Raw genomic sequence first — 23,368 nt, 5'->3', positions numbered from 1 at the left:
TGACTGCTCCAATAATAATGCCTCATGACCTCAACACGATTGCCCGCTTCTCTTGATCAAACCCTGCGTCGCTTATGGACGCTCTCTTCCTTTACCTACAGCCTGCGCGTCTTCCTTGCGCTGGGCAGCGTGATGGCGCTGTGCTGGCAGCTAGGCGACATGAGCAAATTGACGCCGTTGTTTCTTGGCATCATCGCCAGTGCGCTGGCAGAAACCGACGATAGCTGGAAGGGGCGACTGCAGGCGTTACTGGTCACCCTGATTTGCTTCACCGTGGCCGCACTGGCCGTGGAGCTGACCTTTTCCCATCCGTGGTGGTTTGTCGTGGGACTGGCTGTCTCTACCTTTGGCATGACCATGCTGGGCGCTGTGAATCAGCGCTATGCCACCATCGCCACTGCAACCCTGATCCTGGCAATCTATACCATGATCAGCATAGAGCAGCGGGGCGGTGTCTCCATGGGAGAGCTCTGGCACGAGCCGTTGCTGCTGGTACTGGGAGCCGCCTGGTACGGTGTCATTTCCGTGGTCTGGTGTGTGTTTTTTTCTCGCCACCCTATCAAGCTGAGCATTGCAAAAGTATTTCGTGAACTCGGCGTTTACCTGCAGCTGAAGGCAACGCTGTTCGAGCCGCTGCGGGGCATGGATGTAGAAGGCCAGCGCTTGGCGTTGGCACAGCAGAACCGGCGCGTGGTCGAGGCGCTCAACCAAGCCAAGGAGATGATCTTTCGACGCCTGGAACACCAGAATGGCAGAGCCAAGCTGAACCGTTACCTGCGCCTCTATTTCATTGCCCAGGATATTCATGAACGCGCCAGCTCGTCCCATACCCCCTATGGCGAACTGGCAGAAACCTTCTTTCACCATGACATCCTGTTTCGTGTCCAGCGTCTGCTGAATCAACAGGGGCAGGCTTGCAAGGCATTAAGCAAGGCACTGTTGCTGAACCGCCCTTTTGACCATAGCCAGAGCGCCCAAGCGCTGGAGGACCTGCACGCTTCGCTGGATCATCTGCGAGCACAACAGCGCAGTGAGTGGCTTGGGTTGTTACGCTCGCTCAACGCATTGGCCGATAATCTGGCGACGCTGGAAGCACGTCTGGCCAGTGCCTATAACCCGGACGCACTGGCGGAAGACGAAGACAACAGCCTCTATGATCGTTCCCCCAACGGCTGGCGGGATATCGCAGAGAGAATCCACCAGCACCTGACGCTGTCTTCACCGATCTTTCGCCATGCATTGCGGCTCAGTGTGACGCTGACTGTGGGATACGGTGTACTGCACTGGATTCACCCGACACAAGGCTACTGGATACTGCTGACCAGCGTGTTTGTGTGCCGCCCCAACTTTGGTGCGACACAGCGCTTTCTGCGCCAGCGCATTCAAGGGACTATCCTGGGGCTGGTAGCTGGCTGGGCACTGATTACGCTATTTCCGGCAGAGTCCATGCAGGCACTGATTGCCGTTGTTGCGGGCGTTGCCTTCTTCGCCACCCGAGCACGCCGCTACACACTGGCAACCGCATTCATCACCCTGATGGTGCTGTGCTGTTTCAACCAAGTCGGCGATGGCTTTGGCCTGATCTGGCCGCGCCTGTTCGATACGCTGATTGGCGCTGCCATTGCTGGCCTGGCCGTGATGCTGGTGCTACCCGACTGGCAGGGGCGTAACCTGCACCAACAGGCTGCTTTCACATTAACGAACAGCGCCGCTTACCTGCGGGAAATTGTTGCCCAATACGCCCAGGGGAAACGCGATGACCTGGCGTACCGCCTGGCACGGCGCAATGCACATAATGCAGATGCTGCGCTCGCAGCCCTACTGGGCAATATCCTGCAGGAACCGGGGCATTTCCGGCGCGATGTCGATATTGGGCTGCGTTTCCTGGTGCACTCTCATACGCTGCTGAATTACCTCTCGGCACTGGGCGCCCATCGTGGGGAAACACGCCTGGACCAGACGCAGGACAAGCAGTTGCTGGAATGCGTGGAGAGCGTTGCTGCTGCACTGGAGACCTTGGCTGCACAATTGACGGAACGCCACCCCATTGAGCTGGATGACAGCCAATGGGAGGTTGAGGCCAATACGCAGGACACGCTTGCAGAAGAAGCGCCGGAAGATGCCAAACGCCTGCTGCAGATACAGCTGGCCTTGATCTGCCGCCAGCTTGGCCCCTTGAGCAAGACTTCTGGAAAGCTGGTTGCTGGCGCTGGTCCATAGTGTCGCAGAAGCCATACCGTGGCGGGTGATCCTCCAAGGCGGCTATCGGTGATTTTGTTAAATTGGCGTCAGGAAGACACATGATACATTGATAAATCAATTACTTAATCTTGTTTTCTGCCTTTAAAAAACCGTGGTTTTGTCATGGTGAAAAGCAACGCCTTCTTCTAGCCTTTATAAAGTGCAGTCCAGATACGACCGTATATCTATATCTTTTATTTAAAAGATATTCAGATGCCATATCTTTACTGCCTCTTGCACAGGATGAAACTTGAATAAAAGCAATGGAGATCCCCATGTCCTTTTTCGAATTAACATCAAGAAAAGAAGCTGCCATAGAAGGGGCTGGTAGTGGCGGAGGTATCGATGTCAACCAGCTAAAGCAGGTATTCGAAGAAGCTGCAAAAAAATCCATGGAAGTGAGCAAGGCCAAGACTGAAGGCAATACAGAGGTCGATACTGCGAGGTCATCTCGACCCAATAACTGATGCCATCAATATCTGGTGGGTAGTGGCCATACCCCTGGCCTGTGATTTCCGCCACCATCTGGATGGTTGGCGGAAGTCCCTATAACACCAATAGAAACACCGATAGAGTTTTCTTCTCATATAATGACTTCCCTTTTAACCACGGAATATTCTCTAGTGAGAATATACTCTGAACCTGGCTGAAGTGGATAGCATAAATCGCATATATAAAAGTACAAGATCCGGTACTTGTTTGGCCTCCATCAGCCTGGCAGGAATGCACCATGACAACACCAAATCACTCAGTCTCAAGCCAGTCACCAATAGGCCCGCATAATACGGACAACCAGACGCTATGGAAAAAGACGCTTGATGACTTGAGTCTGAAAAACAAGACGGCGAAAGATCCTGATCCTGCCTCGCATGAGAAGGAGACAGATAGCGATGAAAAGCTGCGAGAGGGTATTTCAAAAAGCGAAAATGAAGGCTATCAGCATGCAGAAACCGATGCTGAAGGTGAACAGGCGCTAATCGATTACTTGTACATCGGCCCACCTGATGAAGTCGCACCAGGACTGATTCGCTACGAAAATCAGAAAGGTGAGAAATTCGTTATCAGCGATAGCGACAACCCTGAGCTGTATGCCAAGGTCAGTCATGACTACGCGCAATTGAAGGGAATCAATATAAGCGAAGAGCAAGGCTATCGGCTGGGTGACCAGGAAGCCTCCTGGCCTCCTGTCGCGGGCACTACTGTGGGACCTGAAGGGGAAATGGGACCGGGTCTGATACGCTACCAGAATGGCGATGACAAGGTGGTCGTGTCGTATGACAGCAACCCCGACCTATACACCTACCTCAGCGGCATGCATGAAATACTCACCAACCCTGACAAGCGTGGTGCAATTGAGCAGGCCGAGAGAAATGGGGCAACGCTTGCAGGTCATGATGACACGGCACCAGGACCTACTCAGTACAAGCAGCTCGAAATCGGCGCCGATATAATCACCTATCAGACCGAGAGTGGTGACAAGGTAGTTGTGTCAAAGGACCTGACTCCTGAACTATTCGGCAAGGTAGAGCAAGCCAAAGAAACTCACGATATCATCAATGACAGCATAAGGGATGGCTACCAGCTTTCTGGTCCCAATGACTACCTTGAGCAGGGTGATATTACGGTTGTTGGCAGTGTAGAAGAACTGGGTAATGGCTTGATTCGCTATGAAACAAGCGAAGGAAAATTCATTGTTTCCAAAGAAATCAGCCCACAGCTCTATGACAAGGTCAGCGAAACGTCGAATAGTTGGTTCAATATAGATAGCACCCGTGACACGGGCCGTGAGACCTTTAGCCTTCCCAAGCCAAGCGACATAGACGTCATGAATATGGATACTGGCGTCCATGTCGACGAAAACGACAATGGCTCTCCCACCATGAGCGTTGGTGAGTTAGCCACAAAGTCCTTGCTCGACGACTATCGCCAGCTTCTTGAAGACGGAAAGGTCAACAAGGATGATCCACGCGCTAAATTGGTCATTGCGATAGAAGCACAAGCTGCCTACCAGAATGGCCACTCCATCACCGGCTATGAAGAAAAGGTTGACAAGATATTTGGCGACCTTGTCGTTGGAACAACCAGAAAGTTCGACGATGACCCCACCCAACTGACTGCCGCCGACATGCACGACATCATCGACGGCCCCAAGCTTGTAGAAGAGCTGACATCCTTGTTCAGCAATGAAACCATTCATAGTGATTACAAGGAAAAGATCAACAGCGCCCTGACCAAGCTTGATAACAAGGAACAGATTGAAAGCCAGCTGAGAGATCTCGTCGAAAATCCAGAGTATATAAAATACCTTGAGTCCCTGAAAAACCAGGGGCTTGATGAAGCAGCAATGCAAGACTTGAACAACGTGCTCAGCTCCCTCGCGGTATTCGATGAAGATGCCGCAACTCGTGCAGCACAAAAGATCCAGCGTGATGCATTGATCGTCGACCTTAATGCCATCATGGGTGACGCAAGCAAGGTGACAGAAGAGAATCAGGCCCTAGCCACCAAGGACCTGTTCTTGCTCATCAAGGGATTGATCAAGGGTGGGATTGATATGCCCCGCCGACTTCAATCCACCTATGAAAAATTCATCAACGAGACGCTTGGCAACAACAAGACCGCAGGGGATGTGGATAAGGCGCTCAAGGAGCTGGGAGAAAAGTTTGAGTGGCACGGCAAGATCAGCCAGGCGGATATCAATACGGCCCTCGCCTCCGGGACATATCTCTCTGTGGCTGAGCGTGGAAATATCGGTAAGATTCTTGATTTTCTCAACCAGAAGGGACTTCTTGGCTCACTCAGCAGTGGTGTCTCCCTTTTCTCAGGTATTTATCAGTTGGTTGGCAAGGGTGGACAGCTTGGTGACGAGCCCTTGGAGCGCCTCGGAATTGCAAGAGATTTCCTCAGCTTTGCCGGTGGTTCAGAACACTTCGTCAAACTCGGTAGTGCCGTAGCAGAAACCCTTGGAAAAGGTAATCTGATAGATTTCCTTGGTCTGGATAAATCCGTCCCTGAAATATGGGGAAAGGACAAGAGCATCGATCTTGGAAAGTTTAAAAATGCTGCAGGAACACCGATATCAGAAGATATTAAAAAAGCCATCTATGAAAAGCTTTCAACTAATTATTCTTCCATGAAGGAAGCCGTGTACTCGGACTTCCCCAATGGAGATAAGCTCGAAAGCCTGATATCTGAATCCATTGAAGCCAAGGGCGGCACCAAGGTGGCACCAGGCATTGCGTCCAAGCTGGCCGCTTCTGCCCTGAAGGTTATTGGACCTGCTACCGATATTGCAGGGGGCATCGCCGGCATCGTCCTCGGGGCCTTTACCATCAACAATGGCATTCAGTCGGGGCACGAGCTCACCAAGGCCCAGGGCGGTATAGATGTGGCTACCGGTGGCATCGGTCTCATTGCAGGTGCAAGCGGTGTAGCAGGCTTCATGGGGAGTACGCTCGGGGCCGCGCTTACAGGTCCGCTGTTTCTCCTTACTGCCGTATTGGGGGTGATTGGCAGCATCATCAGCTTCTTTGTCGAGCATGATAAAAAACAGCAAGCCACCGACAAGGAAGGCCAGTGGTTCAAGGATCTGGCCAATATCGGCCTGCTGCAGTCAGACTGGGGTGACAAGGTCGAATATGCACGCTACTCCTTTCATCACTATGGTGGTCGCGATGCACCTATGGACGAAAGTATTTTCAAATATCAGCAAAGCGAGTGGGAAAACTTTACCTCGACGCCATCGGAAAATGGTTCATCGAGCAACCGCCTCAATGAAGCGCTTCATAACAATGCCCTTAGCGTATTTGGAGCATCTTTCTATGAAGAAAATCGCGATATCATCGATGTCATTGATGGAAACTGGGAAGCGTGGGGGCAGCAATTTGGCGGAGATATGATCGTCAGTATTGATGACCTGAAAAAGATCGCCAAGGGTGAAGAAGGTAACTGGAGTCCTCAAGAGCAGGAAGCGGCTCAGTTCATGCTCGATCATCCACGCTTCATGGACTTGCTGGACACCATGCGCTACGGAGAAAGAACCAGAGACGATATGTTCAGCGACGAGGACATCGCCCTTTGGTTGGAAAAAGCCAAAGGCCAGGGGGAGCTGTCATAACGTTCCGCGAGTTCTGGCGGTGCCAAGCCTGAAATGATCGCGACAAGCACTGCCGCGATCATTCTCGCTTTCTACCTATGATGGGAAAGCCCCATCGTGCAACAGGGCAGACATTCAGGCGAGATGCAGGCGCACATCGATGTTGTTGCGCGTGGCGTTGGAATACGGGCAGACGACATGAGCCTTGTCGATCAACGCCTGTGCCTGCTCAGGAGGCAGCCCTGGCAGGCTGATGTGTAGATCGACCTCGATACCGAAGCCAGTGGGAATGGCACCGATCCCGACCTTGCCTGTAATGCTGGTATCGTTTGGCAACGTTACCTTTTCGTTGGCCGCGACAAATTTCAGCGCACCGAGGAAACAAGCGGAATAGCCAGCGGCAAACAGCTGCTCGGGATTGGTACCCGGTCCTCCTGCACCACCCAACTCCTTCGGTGTGGATAGCTGAACCTTCAAGACACCGTCCGAGGATTCGGCATTTCCCTCACGGCCTCCAACGGCAGTGGCCTCGGCTCTATACAGCACTTGTTCAATCGACATGATGCTCTCCTTGGTCTTGATGCGTTTTCGCAGCAGGGCTGCGCAGGACAAGAGTAAGTGTATGCCGAGAAGCGCACGATGCAGCACTTATCGAGCAGAAAAGTAAAAGCAGCACATGTATCAGCGTGCTGCATATTCTCTCATTAGTGAAACAAAGGCATCGGCCGGCGGGAAGCCTTCGAAACTGTGAGTGGCTGGGATCTTGGCCCAGGGGAGTGCTTCGGCGGTGCAGGTTTCGATGAAGGGCTCGATACCGGCCGTCTCATCCAGCATGGCGCTGCGCACGTTGACGAAGTCCCCCATCACCTCGGGGAAGCGTGTGAAGACCCAGCTTTTACAGTCATCACAGAAGGAATGTTCGAGCCCTTCTATTTCCTGAGCCCCACCACGCACAGGCTGTCCTTGTTCAATGCTGAAGCCGTCGTTCGCTACGGTAAGGCTGAGCGAAAAGGCACTGGCCGTCATGCGCTGACATCCTTTGCAATGGCAAGCCATCGTCATGATCGGAGGTGCTGTGATGCGAAAACGCAGCCGTCCACAGCGGCAGCCACCCGTTCGAGAGGTCCAGTCGATCATGGTAAAGCTCCTGTTTGCATGGTCCGTGTGACATTGGGCACTGTGTCATCTTTGAAGCCCCAATGCATTGCCAGAGCCTCCGACAGCTCAAGGCAGGCCACCCTGCCCGCCATACACAGTGTCTCCACCATGGTAGTGCATGATCTGGCTTGTGCATTAAAGGAACGGAGCGTACAGCGCCTGGCGTCTGAAGAGCAGATGGAATAGGCAACCCACGAGGCCCATGAGATAGAGGGGCAGCTCTTAGGACACTCAGACTCGTATCAGATACACGAAAGTTGTCCTTGTCAGGTGATTGATCGGGGGGATATTGTCTCCCTCACCTCTGGTGCACTCGTTTCCATGCAGTCAAGGCCCTACCTGTGAGTGATAAACCTCCTTCCATGCAATCGCTGATTGCTTTCGAAGCCACCGCACGCCTGGGGTCGATGACCGCGGCGGCTGAAGAGGAACGCACCACCCAGCCAGCCATCTCGCAACGTATTCGGGCCTTGGAAGAACTTCTAGGATTGCCGCTTTTTGATCGCCAGGGTAGTCGCTTGAACCTTACTACCCAAGGAGAGCGCTTCTATCGTGAGATAGCGCCCAACCTCAAAGGGATTCGTGAAGCCTGCGAGCAACTGACCCACCATGGTAATCGACCATCACCATCGATAGTGATCGCTGCCGGCTCAGGCTTCACACACCTCTGGCTCCTGCCTCGCCTTCCCGCTCTCAAAAGGGCCTTTCCTGATTTCACCTTCAAGCTGGCGCCCATCGACCGAGTTGATGATCCAGAAATGCAAGCAGCCGATATCGCGATTCGCTTTGGCCCTTACGTACCGCAGGACAAGGGGCGGCTGGTAGCCAGCGAAGCGGTCTTTCCCATCTGTAGCCCCGACTATGCGAAGGAGCGCGGCCTGAGCGCCGTGCTGACAGCGTCGGACCTCCCCCACCTCTCCTTGCTCCATCAGGATATCAAGGATCCTCGCTGGCTCGACTGGGCCCAGTGGTGTCGGCATGCTGGGCTTGGCCTGACACCCGGAGATGACGTCTTCGCCTACCGCAACTACGCGTTGCTGCTGAATGCCGCACTTGCCCACCAGGGGGTGGCATTGGGCTGGTCGATACTCGTGGAGGACTATCTGGCAAGCGGACAACTGGTTGCATTAGGCCCGCAGGTAACTCGTGAGGACTATGGCTACTGGCTCAGCGTCAAGCATCATCGCAGCACGGTCATCGAGCCGATCAGTGACTGGCTAATCAACGCCGTCCGGCGGTAAGGGATAAGGAACGCGCTGCGGCGCATTCATCCACCTTGGCCAGGCATAAGGAATCTGCATACCCCAGGATAAGCTACCGACTCTACTCGGGCGGCAGTTCTCTCGTCACCATGCCAGTGACCACCTGCGTGATGACAGAAGCCAAAAGAGGATATCCGACATGCCCGCCCATCATGCATTCGTCATTCACGAGCAGCCGCCATCCATCATGCTCGATGACGGAGAGCAGTCACGGAAAATCAGCCCATTATGGCTGCGTGAACGAACTCAGGCCCCCGACCAGCTGGAGCCCATGACCCAGCAGCGCCTGTTCGACTCCCACGCTATCGACGTGGCACTGACGCTAGAGAGCGCGACATGGATTGACGAGAGTCACGCGGCCCTGGCATTCAGTGATGGGCATCGTGAGACCTATGACCTTCGCTTGCTGGCCAGTGAGCTGAATGACAATGCGACGTTCCCTTCCCCCGAACCCTGGGATGCCAGCCTGAATCAGGACCAGGTACGCTTCGACTGGCAACGGATACAGGAAGATCAGGCCTACTTCCGGGCCTCGCTGGACGCCTATCTGCGCTACGGTTACATCGTCCTCTACCGTGTACCGACAGACCCTGAGCATATTCTTCAGGTCGGCGGATACTACGGCTATGTCAAGGAAACCAACTTCGGGCGCTACTTCGAAGTCTACTCACGACCAAGCGGTAATGACCTGGCCTATCGCAGCGTTGCCCTCGGCCCACATACCGACAATCCGTATCGCAACCCGGTACCGGGCATCCAGCTACTCCATTGCCTGGTCAACGAAACCACCGGTGGCCTGTCGACACTGGTCGATAGCCTAAAAGTGCTTGAGCAGCTGCGCCACGAAACTCCAGAGGGCTACGCCCTGCTCAAGACCATTCCGGTACGCTTTCGCTTTGTCGATGCCGGAACCGAGCTCATCTCCCACCGCACCATGATCCAGACCGACGATGAAGGTCATCCCACGGGCGTTCACTACAGTCCACGCCTGGATGCCCTGCCCTTGCTTCCCGATGACCAGGTCCGTCTGTTTCATCGCGCCCGTCAGCGACTCGGCCAGCTGTTCTCGGACCCGGCCTACGAGGTGCGTTTCGCCCTCCACGCTGGCGAACTGATGCTGTTCGACAACAGCCGTGTGCTACATGGGCGTACCAGCTACGAGACCAACGAAGGGCTGCGTCATCTGCAGGGTTGCTACCTTGATACCGACGGCCCGCGTGAGCGTTTCGCCAGTCTCATGAAGCATCGTGATTCGATCGAGGAGGTTGCCTGAATGGAACAGGTTGCATTTCGGCAGATGAAAGAGGGCACCCGAGAAGAGTATGTCTTTCTTGAGCACCTGGAGGACAAGTTCAACCAGGGCCTTGCAGATCGCCTACTGCAGGCACTTCGCAACCTTGAGCACAGCCTGAGCGGTTACCAGGTGACACGCCTGGAGCATTCATTGCAGTCGGCCTCACGAGCCGAAGCGGACGGTGCCGATGAAGACATGATCATCGGCGCCCTGCTGCACGACCTCGGTGACGAGTTGGCGCCCTACAACCACTCGCAGCTGGCCGCCGCCATCATCCGCCCTTACGTACGCGGCGAGGTCACTTGGGTGGTACATCACCATGGCCTGTTCCAGAAGTTCTATTACGCCCATCATTTCGGCGACGACCCGAACGAGCGCGACCGCTACAGAGACCACCCTTGGTACCAGAGTTGTGTGGATTTCTGCGAGCGCTACGACCAGGCGGCGTTTGATCCGGATTATCCCACACCATCACTGGCGCACTTTGAACCCATGTTGCGGAGGGTGTTCTCCCGCGCTCCCTTCGATCCTGAGGTAATCGGTGAAGAACATTCGCTGGAGCCATGATGTCACTGCGTCACCCTGCCGAGGAATGGGACATCAGCGGCGAGGGTGCGGGCGTACATTGATCGACTCGACCAGGATCACAGATCATTATTGCGCTACTTCATCCACTTACCCAAAAACATTAGTAGAGCTAATGTGAAACATTAAAAAACAGGGACTTTACAGGCCTATGGATTCATGACGAGACTAGGGAAGCTATTATCACTTTACCGCTTCAGGAACTCTCGACATGACCACTCGAAAGCCCTGTGTTCCGTTCTTGATGGCCGACCAGACGGCTGTTTCTGTGCTTCCCTGCCACGGTCTCCCTGTCGTCAAGACGCCCTACCTGCCGCAGTTGGCGAACGGGGACATGGTCACCGGCTCAGCCTATTGCAATAGCCGCCATGCGCGCCCTCCCGCTTTATCTTGATGGCAGGCCGATTGCCTTCCGGTGCCTGTGTATCAGTCAGCCGGTGGCGCGAATCTTTCGTTTACCCCAAACCTTTCGATCACCCCAAACCTTTCAAGCCCCCCGACCTTTCAGGCACCCTAACCTTTCAAGCACACAACCCTTTCAAGCACACAACCCTTTCAATCACCCCAACATGGAGTTGCTGGCAGCTGACATCAATTTCATCGACCTGAGTGGCACCCTCCTACTCCACAAGGGCATCAAGAAATGAACAGTGATTCCATGACACGACACCTTTAGACTACCAGCATGAAAATCTTTAACATTCAGACTATTACAACAACGGGACATACCTCATGACGACGTCGAGCGACCCCAAGTCGCCTCCTATGATCAGTGACATGCATACGGATTACACTGTCGGCCAGGACAACATTGTGGGGCAGCTAGGCCCCGTCGGTTTCGATATCCACAATCGTGTCTTCGTTATATCGGCGCTTGCTTCACTCGTTTTCATCGTGCTCACCCTGCTGTTCCCGGAACAGGCAGGCAGCATCTTCCAGTCCATTGTCAGCTTCGCGACGGGCACGCTGGACTGGTACTTCATGAGTATCGTGGACTTCTTCATCCTGTTCTGTGTTGCGCTTGTCGTCCTTCCCTATGGATCGATCAGATTGGGAGGACCTGACGCCCGGCCAGAACACAGTTACCTGTCCTGGTTCGCCATGCTGTTCACTGCCGGCATCGGTATCGGGCTACTGTTCTTCAGCGTACTGGAGCCGGTATATCACGCCAACGTGTCCCTGCCACTGGGCGTGACATCTCCTTTCGGAGCGGATGGAAGCTTGAATCCGGAGGCCATTCCCGAGGCCAGTGCCCTGGGCCTTGCCGGCACGTTTCTCCATTGGGGCATACATGGTTGGGCCGTCTATGTAGTCATGGCATTGGCGCTGGCCATTTTCTCCTATAACAAGGGGCTTCCCTTCTCCATCCGTTCAGCCTTCTTCCCTATCCTGGGAGAGCGTGTCTGGGGCTGGTGGGGACATGTGATCGACATCCTCGCCGTGTTTTCCACCCTGTTCGGGCTGGCTACTGCACTCGGCCTCGGCGCCAAGCAGGCCAATGCGGGAATGAATTTCATCTTTGGCCTGGACGTCACCACCACCACCCAGGTCATCGTGATTATGCTGGTGACGGCAGTGGCCCTGGTGTCGGTCTGGCGAGGACTTGAAGGCGGTGTGAAAAAGCTGTCCGAGATCAACATGGTTCTCGCGGTACTGTTCTTCTTCTTCGTGCTGTTCGCCGGCCCGACCCTGGTGGGGTTGAGCGGGTTCTGGACAGGCCTGGAGACCTACGTGAAGGACTTCATCCCGCTATCTGCTCCCTTCGGCCGCGATGATGCCAGCTACCGTCAGGCGTGGACCGTCTTCTACTGGGCCTGGTGGGTCAGTTGGGCACCGTTTGTCGGCATGTTCATTGCCAGGGTGTCACGCGGCCGCACCATTCGCGAGTTCGTGATCTGTGTATTGCTGATTCCCAGCCTGTTCATTTTTGTATGGATGGGCGTCTTCGGCGGCATCGCGCTGGATCAGCTCTATGCAGATCCTTCCAGCAGCCTGGTAAAGGAATACGTTATCGATAACTACAGACCCGAATTGGCGCTTTTCGGAATGCTGGACAAGCTGCCGATGACTGGCCTGATGTCCACCCTTGGCATCATTCTGGCGCTGATCTTCTTTGTTACCTCTTCGGATTCCGGCTCTCTGGTCATCGATACCATCACAGCAGGCGGCAAGATAGATGCCCCCAGGCCTCAGCGAATGTTCTGGGCGACAGTGGAAGGCTTGGTCGCCATCGTGCTGCTGCTCGGCGGTGGCCTGTCGGCACTTCAGGCCGGCGTAACGGCAACCGCGATTCCCTTCTCCATCGTGATGCTGTTGATGTGTTACTCCATCATCAAAGCGCTGAATGGCGAACTGCGGCGTATGCGCGCCTGAAGCGTGACGTCATCAGGTAGTTCCTATGTGCCACACAGGGCGGTCAAGCCCTGGTGGCACGTTCATCGGCAGCTTTCGTGCTTGTTTGATGCGAAATTCTTGTCCAGAGCCAGTGAACCACTACGCTGGCTACCTTCAAGGCTGAATACCCACCTTCTTCCAAACGGCATGGATGATTTAGCTGCCAGCAGTTATGTAGTGGTGCTTTTTTCTGAGCAAGGATTCCGATAGCTATTCATAAACATCAAGATCTTCGGCAAGCACAAAATCACCATCATAGAAGCCAGTCATCTCTTCCCTGATTTGTTCATCCGACTGCCCAAAATACAGCGGATGCGTCATGACAAGCAGTCCAGGATTGACGGCTTCGGCAATTTCTGCCAACTGCCGGGTGCTGGTGTGCGCATGATACATATAGTCTTGCCAATCCTGGCTTAACCTCGACAACCCGACATCACTCATCACTTCATGAATGAGTATATCGGCCCCACGATAGTAATCGTAGAGCGACTCAGACTGACGCGTATCGCCACTTATCACTACAACCTTATCCGGCGTCTCGATACGATAGCCAAATGCCTCTCCATGCTGCCAGCTACCATGGAGAACAGGAAAGGCCGTCACAGTGACAAGTTCATCCTCATGGACAACCTGCAAATCATCAATTTCGGTAACTTGTGCCTTGTAACCCGTCGTATTCGCTGGCTGACTCCCTTCAATTCTATGGTGGATATCCGCTTGGTAGGATTCGAGCAATCCATCAACCAGTTTCTGAGTACCATGGGGCCCCACGATAGCTACAGGCTGATCACGCCCCATTACCCAGGGACGAAAGAGCATTTCATCCACACCGAGCACGTGGTCGGAATCCAAATGGGTAATGAAGAGCTTGTTCATCGCTCCATATACAGTGCTGTTGGAATAATCTGAACCGCTATCGTAGTTTATATCCGGTGGCATGAAGTCCTCTCCCGAAAAGGCATTGAGGTTCTTCATGTAACCAGGGCCCGCATCGAAGAGATAAAGGTTCTTGTCGACTACCACGAGAATAGCTTGGCCTGCACGATCCGCTCGAAAGTTTGGTGACCCTGTACCAAGCATGATTACCCGAGTGTTGGTATCTGTCGCTTGGGACTCGAGGTTTTCCTCTTGTGCATATACGATACCGGGGAGCAATGCTGATAACGCGAACAATGTGGAAACAACATTTTTATATTTCATTCTACTTAAATCCCTTGTTTATTTTTCTTCAAATCAATTTGGTTCATGACAATTCAGGCCACCGCTTTATAGGTTCACCCTTTTCCATTTGCGCTTATTGTTGAAAACGCCTCCTGGTTACCCTCGGTACCGGTAGGGCTTATTCCCTTCAGCAATTTGAAAACTGCACAGCCGGCGATAAGAATGCCGGGCCCTGTCGCCACCATCACACCAACTGTCCCTGCGCCCACTGCCAGCATTTGTCCGGCAACCAGAGGGCCTCCCATCGCACCGAGTCGACCTACGGCCACCGCAGTGCCGACCCCAGTAGCACGCAAGCGTGTGTGATAGAACATGGGCGCCAGAGCATAGAGAACACATTGCCCGCCGGTGGCAAAGAGACCGACCATAAAGCCCGCTGTCATCATGCTGGTGAGCTGGCCTGCCAGGGCCAGTGCAATCAGGGCGCTGAAGATACCGAGGTAGATAAGCACAGCCAGCGCCATGGCGGGTAACCGCCCGATCAGCGCGCCCAGCGCCAAGGTGCCGACCACTGCACCTATTTGGAAGGAGAACATGACCCAGCTGGCGTCCGCTGATGTCATGCCCTGTTCGACCAGAAGACTGGGGAGCCAATTAATCAACATGTACACGACGAAAAGGGTGAAGAAGTAGGAGCTCCAGAGCATTAGAGTAGGAGCCGCCATCCCATCGCTGAATAGATTGCGCCAGGCAGTGGCAGATGCCTCGGACTGGCCGCTCTGATTACGCTGGGACTGAAAGGCAGCCGATTCAGGTAAGTAGAAAGCCAGCATCGGGATGATCATCAGCGGAGTGATTCCTCCCACAATGAAGACGATCTTCCACGTCTCCTCGAAGCCGGCGATACCAACGGTGGCGGCCAAGGCCGCGCCCAGCGGTACACCACAGTACATCAAGCTGACGGCAAAACCGCGCATCCGCTCTCCCACCGCTTCGGATGTGAGCGCAATCAAGTTCGGCAAGGCCATCCCCAAACCAATGCCTGTGAGAAGGCGGGCAATGAGCAACGTGCTGAGGTTCCAGGCGTAGACTGTAGCCACCGAAAATAGCCCGAAGATGGCCACCGCCATGATCAGCAATATCTTGCGGCCAAACTTGTCAGCGAGCCGGCCACCCATCAAGGCGCCCGGAAGCAGCCCGAAGATGCCAATACTGAAAACCCAGCCAATGGCCATCTGGTCGAGCCCGAAGACAGCTGTCATTCCTTGAGCTGCGATACCCGGTGCCTGGAGATCCCAGCCTTCGAGCAAGGCCACCATGAAACACAGGGCGATCGTTACCCAAGTACGCGCCGGCGTGGCCGATGCCTGTTGTGTGGTGCCAGTAATATTTTTTGTTGGCATTGTTTAGGTACCGTTTTCTTTGATGAAGGTGGGGGACTAGGTCGTCCTCACTGCGACTTGAGTAGATCGAGCGCTACATCGACGATCATGTCTTCTTGGCCACCCACCATCCGACGCTTGCCAAGTTCGACGAGGATATCGACGGTCTTGAGCCCGTATCGCTCGGCGGCCATCTCGGCGTGGCGCAGGAAGCTCGAATAGACACCTGCATATCCAAGGGCCAAGGTTTCCCTGTCCACCCGAACGGGACGGTCCTGGAGGGGGCGAACAATGTCGTCAGCGGCATCCAGCAAGGTGTAAAGGTCGGTACCGTGCTCCCAGCCCAGCTTATCGAACACGGCAATGCAGGCCTCCAGAGGCGCATTGCCGGCACCCGCGCCTTGGCCCGCCAGCGACGCATCGATCCGATCACAGCCTTCTTCCACGGCGACGATGGAATTGGCTACCCCAAGGCTGAGGTTGTGGTGGGCATGAATGCCGGTTTCGGTGGCAGGATCCAAGGCGTCCTTGACAGCGCGAAAGCGTTCGCGGACATCCGCCATGGTCATGGCACCGCCCGAATCCACCACATAGATGCAGTTCGCGCCGTAGCCCTCCATCAGCTTGGCTTGCTCGGCAAGGCCAGTGGGCGTCTGCATATGGCTCATCATCAGAAAGCCAACGGTGTCCATGCCAAGCTTGCGCGCAGACTCGATATGCTGACGGGACACATCAGCTTCAGTGCAGTGCGTAGCGATGCGCACAGTACGGGCACCGGCCTGGTAGGCATCCTTGAGGTTTTCGATAGTGCCGATGCCCGGGAGCAGCAGCGTGGCGATAGTGGCATGTTTCACCACATCGGCCACCGCCTCGATCCACTCCAGATCGGTGTGGGCACCAAAGCCGTAGTTGAAGCTAGCCCCTTGGAGGCCATCGCCATGTGCCACCTCGATGGAATCAACCTTGGCCAGATCCAGCGCGCGAGCGATCCTTTGCACATCGTCCACAGAGTACTGGTGGCGGACGGCATGGCTGCCATCTCGCAGGGTGACATCGGAGATGTAGAGTTTCTTTTCAGGGATGAAATTCATGTCGCTGTCTCCTTAGTTCCCTTGACCTGCAACCAGGCGCTCCGCCGTTGCCAGGGCAGCGGAAGTCATGATGTCGAGGTTGCCTGCGTAGGCAGGCAGGTAGTGAGCAGCGCCTTCCACTTCGATGTACACCGAAGTCTTGAGCCCACTCACCTTGCCTACACCGGGCACATTGATCGGGGCGTCATCGGGAATCTGTTCGAACTGAACTTCCTGCTTGAGGCGATAGCCAGGCACGTAACGGCCCACCGCCTGCACCATTTCTTCAATAGAGGCGGCGACCTTTTCCCTGTCGGCGAGCTCGGATAGCACGTAGACGGTATCGCGCATCAGAAGAGGTGGCTCAGCGGGATTCAGAACAATAATGGCCTTGCCTTTCTGTGCTCCGCCTACTGACTCGATGGCTTTCGAGGTGGTTTCGGTGAATTCATCGATGTTCGCCCGGGTACCAGGGCCCGCTGACCGGCTAGAGATGGACGCAACAATCTCGGCATAGTGGACCTTGGCAACCTGAGACACTGCCGCGACGACAGGAATGGTGGCCTGGCCGCCACAAGTGACCATGTTCACGTTGCGCTGATTGAGGTTCTGCTCGAGATTCACTACAGGCACGCAATAGGGACCGAGTGCTGCGGGAGTCAGATCAATCAACTGGATATCAGGCTTGTGCTCACGCAATACACGTTCATTGTATGAATGAGCGCCAGCTGAAGTGGCATCGAACACGACCTCGATATCGGTGAATTCGGGCATCTTGACGAGGCCTTCTACACCTTCGTGGGTGGTGGCCACTCCCATCTTCCGGGCGCGGGCCAGGCCATCGGAGTCAGGATCAATCCCGACAACGACACCCATTTCCAGCACATCGCTGGTACGCAGAATTTTGATCATCAGGTCGGTGCCGATGTTGCCGGATCCGATAATGGCAGCTTTGGGGGATGTGCTCATCGTTGTTACCTCAGTTATTCGGCGTGAGATCATTGCTCGCTGAAGGCGATGCCAACTTGTCCAATCCCTTCGATGACCGCGTCAAAATGATCGCCAGCAGCTACCGGCACCATGGGGCCTAGCGCGCCGGTCAAGATGAGGTCGCCCTTTTTCAGATGAGAACCGAGACTCGCCATTTTCCGTGCCAGCCACACAGCCGCATTCAAGGGGTTGCCAAGACACTCGGCGCCGCTGCCTACCGAGACTTCTTCCCCATTCTTGAGAAGACGCATCTGGCTGTTGCGCAGGTCGGTATCAGCCAAGTGTCGGGCCGGACCGCCCAGGACAAAGCTGCCGCTCGATGCATTGTCGGCAACGGTATCCACGAACCTGATGTCCCACTCCCGTATGCGGCTACCCACGATCTCCAGGGCCGGAAGGACCCACCCCACCGCACTGACCAGGTCCGCCAAGCTGGTATCGGCATGGGGTAGATCTTCCGCGAGTATCAGGGCAATCTCGGCTTCAATCTTCGGCTGAGTCACGCGCTTGATCGGGACAATTTCGTTGTCGCCGTAGGCCATGTCAGCAAAGAGGGTGCCGAAATCCGGCTGATCCACACCAAGCTGGGCCTGGACCTTGGCATTGGTCAGTCCGATCTTGCGTCCGACCACGCGGCGACCGTTCTTTCGGGCGTACTCGACATTGATCCGCTGGATCGCGTAGGCATCCTGTTCGTTGTCCTCGCCGATCGATTTGCGCAGTGGCGCAATCGGGTCGCCATCTTGTTCCGCTTGGCGTAGCGCTTGCGCCAGCTCCGCCAATGACTTCGAGATATCACTCATCGGATTCTCCCTTGGGCTCAGTCAACTCAGTTCGTAAGAAAGTCCAGAACCAACCGATTGAACTTGTCCGCATGCTCGAATTGAGCCCAGTGACCGCAGCGGTTGAAGATATGAAGCTCCGCTCGCTGAAGTCCATTGAGAAGCCTTAAGCCCGTATCCATGGGCACAAAGCGGTCATCCCGGCCCCAGATAATCAAGCTCTCATGGGCGATCTCGCCAAGGCGCGGGCCGAAATCCGGGAAGGGTTTGGGATTGGCCTGGCTGCTCTTGACGAAGTTCACCAGGTGATCCTCGCGAGCCAGGATGTTGTCCAGGCGAGTCTTGAAAAGCTCCTCGGTGAGGCTGCTGGTGTCGTAGACGAAGATGTCCATCATCTCTTTGAGATTATCGAGGGTCGGCTCGCGATAAAGTTTTTGCAGCCGCTTGATCCCCTCGGCAGGCATCGGTGTGAACATACTTCCACCACCGGTTCCTCCGCCCATCAGCACGAGTTTGCTCACCCGATCGGGATAGCTCAGAGCGAACGCCACGGCGCTGTGACCACCCATGGAATTGCCCAGGATGTGAACCTTGCGAATATCCAGGGCATCGAGGGCAGACTTCAGCACGCGGGCATTCAAGTCCGAACGTGATCCCGTGGAAACAATGGAGTCGCTCTTGCTCCATCCTGGGCAGTCCAAGAGGAGGACACGGTAGCCGGCATCGGTAAACGGTTCGATATTACGGTTGAAATTGGCCCAGCCGCTGGCACCGGGCCCAGAGCCGTGGAGCATGACGATGGTTTCTTCACCCTCTCCCACATCGTTGTAGTGAATATTGAGTTCCAGCTCACCTTCTTGGACCTTTACGAAATGACTGGTCCCTTCTTCGGTCCATTTTTGTGTCGTCATCCTGCACCTCCAACTAATTGATCGAGTAACCAATGAAGTCACGCGGCTCTGACAGTGAGAGCACCAAAGCCCGCAATCCACTCAGGAATCGGGCGGTAGTAGCGATCCATTTCATGACTGGGACCAAAGGCCGATAGCGCCGCCCCGGCGGCGACCCATGTCTTCACTTCGTGGGTAGACTTTCCGGCCATCTCGGAAAGCGCTTCGTTGCTCATTCCATCGAGGTCGGCAATGCAGCCGGACGCTACCAGCTCAAGAAACTTCTGGTCCCACTCAGGATTGAGCGGATGCAGCGAGTTCTGGTCGTCAACGAACCTGCGTGCGGCGTCAATCACACGTTGAGTACGAGCTTCGCGCTCATCCAATGGCAGATCGCGCCCGCTTCCCAGCAAGCGATCACGAAGGTTGCTGCTGGCCGTCGAGAGCTCTGGAACGGGAGGCTGATGGGACAGACCACCGGAACCGATGAAGAGGGTGCGCTTTCCCAGTGACTTGGCGTATCGCCCTACGGATTCACCAAGAATACGGGCACGCTTGAATCCTGGTAGTGGTACAGCAACCGAGTTGATGAAAACGGGGATGGTCGGCGTTTTATCCAGACCTCCCAACAGAAACTGCAGTGGTTGGGCAAAGCCATGATCCACCTGCATCTTGTGGGAAACAGCAATATCCACACCGTCGGCCAGTGCCTGGATAGCGAGCCCTTCGGCCAGTCCTTCAGGAACGTAAATATCACCCTTTGCGGAGCCGAAATCCCCGATGGCATGGGCATGGGTACCGACACAGAACGCCGGCATGATGTCGTAGAAGAAGCCGTTGTAGTGATCCGGCGCGAAAAGTATCACCAGTTCAGGATCGAATTCGGCGATTTTTCTGGCCGCCGAATCGATGACGTCGTTCACTTCGTCAAGTACTTCTCGGCTTGGGTCCAGGTGGCCGATGAGCGGCGTATGAGAAAGGCACTGAAGCAAAGCCGTCATATCAAGCCACCTCCAGGTTGATATTCTCGCGTGAAGGGATGGCATCACCGGCCTCAACACCCAGGACCGAGAGATAGCGATCGGAGACCTCTCCGATCGTTTGGGGGATGGCAACGGCGCCAACGAAGCGGTCCGGACGCAACACGGCAATGGACGCTGGGAAACGCCCGAACCACTCTTTCAAGCGTCCCTGGCTGTCGCCTATACGAATAACCCCATCGCTCACATCACTTGGCGCTTTCAACTGAAAGCTCGGTACCACCTGAATGAATGTGGTGCCGAGCTCTCGCCATGAGCGCACTTGCTCCTCGTTCAGCCCCCAAGTGGGATCAGCCCCCCAGGCGATAAAGGCGAAATTGCATCCGATCACATCATCGAGCAGCATTTCCTCACCATGCTCTGTATCCACTCGAGGCTGGATGAACATTTTGCCCACCGGTGTCGGCCCCTTCGGTTTCGGGGACACCTCCACCTGAGCTCCTCTTTCGTACTTCGGCATCGGCTTGAAGCGCATCTCCAGGAAGTAGCGTTTCACCGGCGGTACATAGTTCAGCAACCAGGAAATGCCGTCCCGCAAGGTACCCTGCCAGCGCCTCGGCGGAGCCAGGACATGACCCGCCATGACCGATAGGTCGATCATTGCCTTGGCGTGATCACGGCGTTCGTCTTCGTAGGTATCAAGCAGATGGGGGGATGCCTTTCCCTTGACGACCAGCGCCAGCTTCCAGGCCAGGTTGGAAGCATCTCGCATGCCGCTGTTGTAGCCCTGACCCTGCCATACCGGCATGATATGGGCGGCATCACCCGCCAGCAGAATGCGTTTGTCCCGAAACCTCTCCGCCAGGCGCGCGTTGTGGGTGTAGACACGACTTCGGATCAGTTCCACATTGTCGGGATTGGGAAGTACGCTACTCAGCAGCCGCTTCATATTTTCCGGCTGACTCAGTTGCTCCTGAGTTTCGCCCGGCATCACCATGAACTCGAAGCGGCGGGTAGCGTGGGGAAGAGCGGCGGAGACGTAGGGCCTGACAGGGTCCGCGCAAAGATAAACGTTGGGGATCGCCAAGGGATCCTTGGCAATATCCACGACAATCCATTGGTTCGGCGCTGTCTTGCCATAAAAGCCAATATCCAGACTCCGACGCACATAGCTATTGCCGCCGTCGCAAGCCACCAGGTACTTGGCTCGAACGCTCTCGGTTTCTCCCGGCTTCTGCTCGTTTTCTACGCTGACAACGACACCGTCCTCATCCTGTTCGATGCCGTTCACGCTGCGGGAAAACAACACCTCGACGTCCGAGTAGCGACTCAGGCCACTATGTAGTACTGCATCTACCTGGGGCTGAATGAAGGCATTGCGCCGTGACCAGCCAAACTCATCGGTCATCGGCTGAATATCGGCGAAGCAACGGCCTTTCGGCGTAAGGAAACGCATCGAATGGTAGGGCGTGGTGTGGGGTAGGACGTCATCAATCAGGCCGATGGCCTGGATGGTTCTCAGAGATTCATCGTCGATACCAATGGCGCGTGGATAGTCGATCAGCTGGTCAAGTTTCTCGATAACCATGACCTTGACGCCACGCATTCCGAGATAGTTCGCTAACGTCAGGCCAACCGGTCCCGCCCCAACAATCACAATTTCTACCTCATGGTTAGGAGCGCCGGTGCGGTTTTTCATATTTTGAGCACTTGAATTCATATTTGTTTTGCCTCCACAAGCAACCTGAAGCCGATGTCTCTTATTTCAGGAAAACACCTCTCCTTTCCAGCATGTTATTTAACATCTGGAGGGTATGTTTTAACTGAAATATTCAAATCTTGATTAAATATTAGCTACCATTTACCACCTGAAAAATCTCACATACTAAATTAAGGCAAACATCTCCAAACAACTTATATCATTACCAATAAGTTGCAGGCGATTAATCACATGAGTGATCGAAGTTATTTAAAATATTTTTGAAGTCTAGGGAACAAATTTCACCGCAGCAATGAAAAACATATATGTTATGCATAAAGTTTGAGAGCATGTGCACATAGTGCACAAGAAAAAAAGAGGAGCACCTGAGTGTCAGATGAAAGGAAATACAAGACAGTTCAAGGCCTTGTCAGAGGGTTGAGACTTCTCTATGAGCTCAACCGCCTCAATGGTGGTGGCAGCATCGCGGAACTGAGCGAGCGCACTGGACTGCACCGCACTACCACTCGACGTCTGCTCGAGACCCTGCAGTCAGAGGGCCTCGTACGATTAAGCGAATCAGACAAGAGCTATTGGCTAGAGCGAAGAGTTCGCGATCTCAGCGATGGATATCGCGATGAACACTGGATATCGTCAGTGGTGGCTCCCCTCCTCAGTGAGCTGCAGCAGCAAGTACGCTGGCCAACCGACCTCACTACCCTGGACGTGGATGCCATGATTGTTCGCGAGACCACGCACCGCTTCAGTCCCGTTTCCTTTCATCGTGCGATGGTGGGCAGGCGCATACCGTTACTCTTCTCTGCTTCTGGTAAAGCCTATATCGCCTACTCAGATTCAGCGGAAAGAGAAGCGCTGATTTCGCTGCTGGCACAGAAAGAGGATGCAGAGGGTGAAAGGGCACGGGACAAAGAGTTCGTTGAAAGGTTGGTTAATACCACTCGACAGCAGGGATATGGCTCCAATCACGGAGAATGGAGCCCAGAAAAGAATTTTGGCGCCATCGCACTTCCCATCAAAAGCGAAGAAAAACTCTATGGGTGCCTTAACCTGGTATTTCTCCGCTCAACCTTATCTCCCGAGGCAGCTGCCTATCGCTACCTTGATGAGATGAAGAGAACTATTGCCAAGATCCTAGTTAATATAGAGAGCTGAATCACCATGTCTCCATTGTATATGTTTGGCGTTGGCTGGGATCCTTAATAGGGCATATGGCCTTACTCTACGTGCTCAAGGATAACGCCAACCGAACTACATTCGCACAATCGTGCTTGGCCAAGCAGAATAGAAAAGCATTATCTATTCCAAAAACACTTCTGCACAGACTTATTCTCTATGAACTTTCAACAGCTGAAATTCTAACAAC

General features: G+C 54.6%; 19 protein-coding genes. 9 read left to right on the top strand and 10 right to left on the bottom strand.

Annotated features, from left to right (window positions below; all coding sequences use genetic code 11):
* The first annotated feature begins 24 nt into the window (after nucleotides 1–24).
* The 3 genes from yccS to E4T21_RS00820 all read left to right on the top strand — a co-directional run bounded on the left by yccS (nucleotide 25) and on the right by E4T21_RS00820 (nucleotide 6,358).
* A complete protein-coding gene (yccS, locus tag E4T21_RS00830) occupies nucleotides 25–2,220 on the top strand; it encodes a YccS family putative transporter (RefSeq protein ID WP_149282667.1) in 2,196 nt (731 codons plus the stop codon).
* 296 nt (nucleotides 2,221–2,516) lie between these two features.
* A complete protein-coding gene (locus E4T21_RS00825; protein WP_149282665.1) occupies nucleotides 2,517–2,708 on the top strand; it encodes a hypothetical protein in 192 nt (63 codons plus the stop codon).
* Between the two features lie 263 nt (nucleotides 2,709–2,971).
* Complete coding sequence (locus E4T21_RS00820; RefSeq protein ID WP_149282663.1) at nucleotides 2,972–6,358, top strand: hypothetical protein; 3,387 nt, start codon at nucleotides 2,972–2,974, stop codon at nucleotides 6,356–6,358.
* 114 nt (nucleotides 6,359–6,472) lie between these two features.
* Here the strand turns inward: E4T21_RS00820 and E4T21_RS00815 are convergent, their stop codons facing one another.
* On the bottom strand, nucleotides 6,473–6,898 hold the full coding sequence (locus E4T21_RS00815) for an organic hydroperoxide resistance protein (protein ID WP_149282661.1): 426 nt from the start codon (nucleotides 6,896–6,898) through the stop codon (nucleotides 6,473–6,475).
* Between the two features lie 120 nt (nucleotides 6,899–7,018).
* The gene (locus E4T21_RS00810; protein WP_149282659.1) at nucleotides 7,019–7,474 is read right to left on the bottom strand and encodes a GFA family protein; all 456 of its coding nucleotides are present in this window, start codon (nucleotides 7,472–7,474) and stop codon (nucleotides 7,019–7,021) included.
* Between the two features lie 362 nt (nucleotides 7,475–7,836).
* Between E4T21_RS00810 and E4T21_RS00805 the strand changes: the two genes are divergently transcribed.
* The 5 genes from E4T21_RS00805 (at nucleotide 7,837) to E4T21_RS00785 (ending at nucleotide 13,009) form a co-directional block, all read left to right on the top strand.
* Nucleotides 7,837–8,736, top strand: coding sequence for a LysR substrate-binding domain-containing protein (locus E4T21_RS00805; RefSeq protein WP_149282657.1), 900 nt, complete (start codon nucleotides 7,837–7,839; stop codon nucleotides 8,734–8,736).
* Between the two features lie 160 nt (nucleotides 8,737–8,896).
* The gene (locus E4T21_RS00800) at nucleotides 8,897–10,030 is read left to right on the top strand and encodes a TauD/TfdA family dioxygenase (protein WP_149282655.1); all 1,134 of its coding nucleotides are present in this window, start codon (nucleotides 8,897–8,899) and stop codon (nucleotides 10,028–10,030) included.
* Nucleotides 10,031–10,618 (top strand): HD domain-containing protein, encoded by a 588-nt coding sequence (locus E4T21_RS00795; RefSeq protein ID WP_149282653.1) that lies wholly within the window; start codon nucleotides 10,031–10,033, stop codon nucleotides 10,616–10,618.
* A 229-nt stretch (nucleotides 10,619–10,847) separates the two neighbouring features.
* Entirely contained in the window at nucleotides 10,848–11,030 is a 183-nt protein-coding gene (locus tag E4T21_RS00790) for a hypothetical protein (protein WP_149282651.1), read from the top strand.
* A 338-nt stretch (nucleotides 11,031–11,368) separates the two neighbouring features.
* Nucleotides 11,369–13,009 carry a BCCT family transporter gene (locus tag E4T21_RS00785; protein ID WP_149282649.1) on the top strand — a complete coding sequence of 547 codons (1,641 nt, stop codon included), beginning with the start codon at nucleotides 11,369–11,371 and terminating at the stop codon, nucleotides 13,007–13,009.
* A 231-nt stretch (nucleotides 13,010–13,240) separates the two neighbouring features.
* Here E4T21_RS00785 and E4T21_RS00780 read toward each other — a convergent pair whose 3' ends face one another.
* The 8 genes from E4T21_RS00780 to E4T21_RS00745 all read right to left on the bottom strand — a co-directional run bounded on the left by E4T21_RS00780 (nucleotide 13,241) and on the right by E4T21_RS00745 (nucleotide 21,984).
* On the bottom strand, nucleotides 13,241–14,230 hold the full coding sequence (locus E4T21_RS00780; RefSeq protein ID WP_149282647.1) for an MBL fold metallo-hydrolase: 990 nt from the start codon (nucleotides 14,228–14,230) through the stop codon (nucleotides 13,241–13,243).
* A gap of 74 nt (nucleotides 14,231–14,304) precedes the next feature.
* Nucleotides 14,305–15,594 carry a 3-(3-hydroxy-phenyl)propionate transporter MhpT gene (gene mhpT, locus E4T21_RS00775; RefSeq protein ID WP_149282645.1) on the bottom strand — a complete coding sequence of 430 codons (1,290 nt, stop codon included), beginning with the start codon at nucleotides 15,592–15,594 and terminating at the stop codon, nucleotides 14,305–14,307.
* Between the two features lie 47 nt (nucleotides 15,595–15,641).
* Nucleotides 15,642–16,664 (bottom strand): 4-hydroxy-2-oxovalerate aldolase, encoded by a 1,023-nt coding sequence (gene dmpG, locus E4T21_RS00770; protein ID WP_149282643.1) that lies wholly within the window; start codon nucleotides 16,662–16,664, stop codon nucleotides 15,642–15,644.
* A 12-nt stretch (nucleotides 16,665–16,676) separates the two neighbouring features.
* Nucleotides 16,677–17,612 (bottom strand): acetaldehyde dehydrogenase (acetylating), encoded by a 936-nt coding sequence (locus E4T21_RS00765; protein WP_149282641.1) that lies wholly within the window; start codon nucleotides 17,610–17,612, stop codon nucleotides 16,677–16,679.
* A 29-nt stretch (nucleotides 17,613–17,641) separates the two neighbouring features.
* Entirely contained in the window at nucleotides 17,642–18,436 is a 795-nt protein-coding gene (gene mhpD / locus E4T21_RS00760; RefSeq protein ID WP_149282639.1) for a 2-keto-4-pentenoate hydratase, read from the bottom strand.
* A gap of 26 nt (nucleotides 18,437–18,462) precedes the next feature.
* On the bottom strand, nucleotides 18,463–19,326 hold the full coding sequence (locus E4T21_RS00755) for an alpha/beta fold hydrolase (protein WP_149282636.1): 864 nt from the start codon (nucleotides 19,324–19,326) through the stop codon (nucleotides 18,463–18,465).
* Nucleotides 19,327–19,364: 38 nt separating this feature from the next.
* A complete protein-coding gene (locus E4T21_RS00750; protein ID WP_149282634.1) occupies nucleotides 19,365–20,306 on the bottom strand; it encodes a 3-carboxyethylcatechol 2,3-dioxygenase in 942 nt (313 codons plus the stop codon).
* Nucleotide 20,307: 1 nt separating this feature from the next.
* Entirely contained in the window at nucleotides 20,308–21,984 is a 1,677-nt protein-coding gene (locus E4T21_RS00745) for a bifunctional 3-(3-hydroxy-phenyl)propionate/3-hydroxycinnamic acid hydroxylase (protein WP_149282632.1), read from the bottom strand.
* 390 nt (nucleotides 21,985–22,374) lie between these two features.
* On the opposite strand from E4T21_RS00745, the gene E4T21_RS00740 reads away from it, so the two are divergent.
* On the top strand, nucleotides 22,375–23,157 hold the full coding sequence (locus tag E4T21_RS00740) for a DNA-binding transcriptional regulator (RefSeq protein ID WP_149282630.1): 783 nt from the start codon (nucleotides 22,375–22,377) through the stop codon (nucleotides 23,155–23,157).
* Nucleotides 23,158–23,368 lie beyond the last annotated feature (211 nt).

This window comes from Halomonas binhaiensis, from assembly GCF_008329985.2.
In the GTDB taxonomy this organism is placed as follows: Bacteria; Pseudomonadota; Gammaproteobacteria; order Pseudomonadales; family Halomonadaceae; genus Halomonas; species Halomonas binhaiensis.
This window is presented reverse-complemented; position numbering and strand designations above follow the sequence as displayed.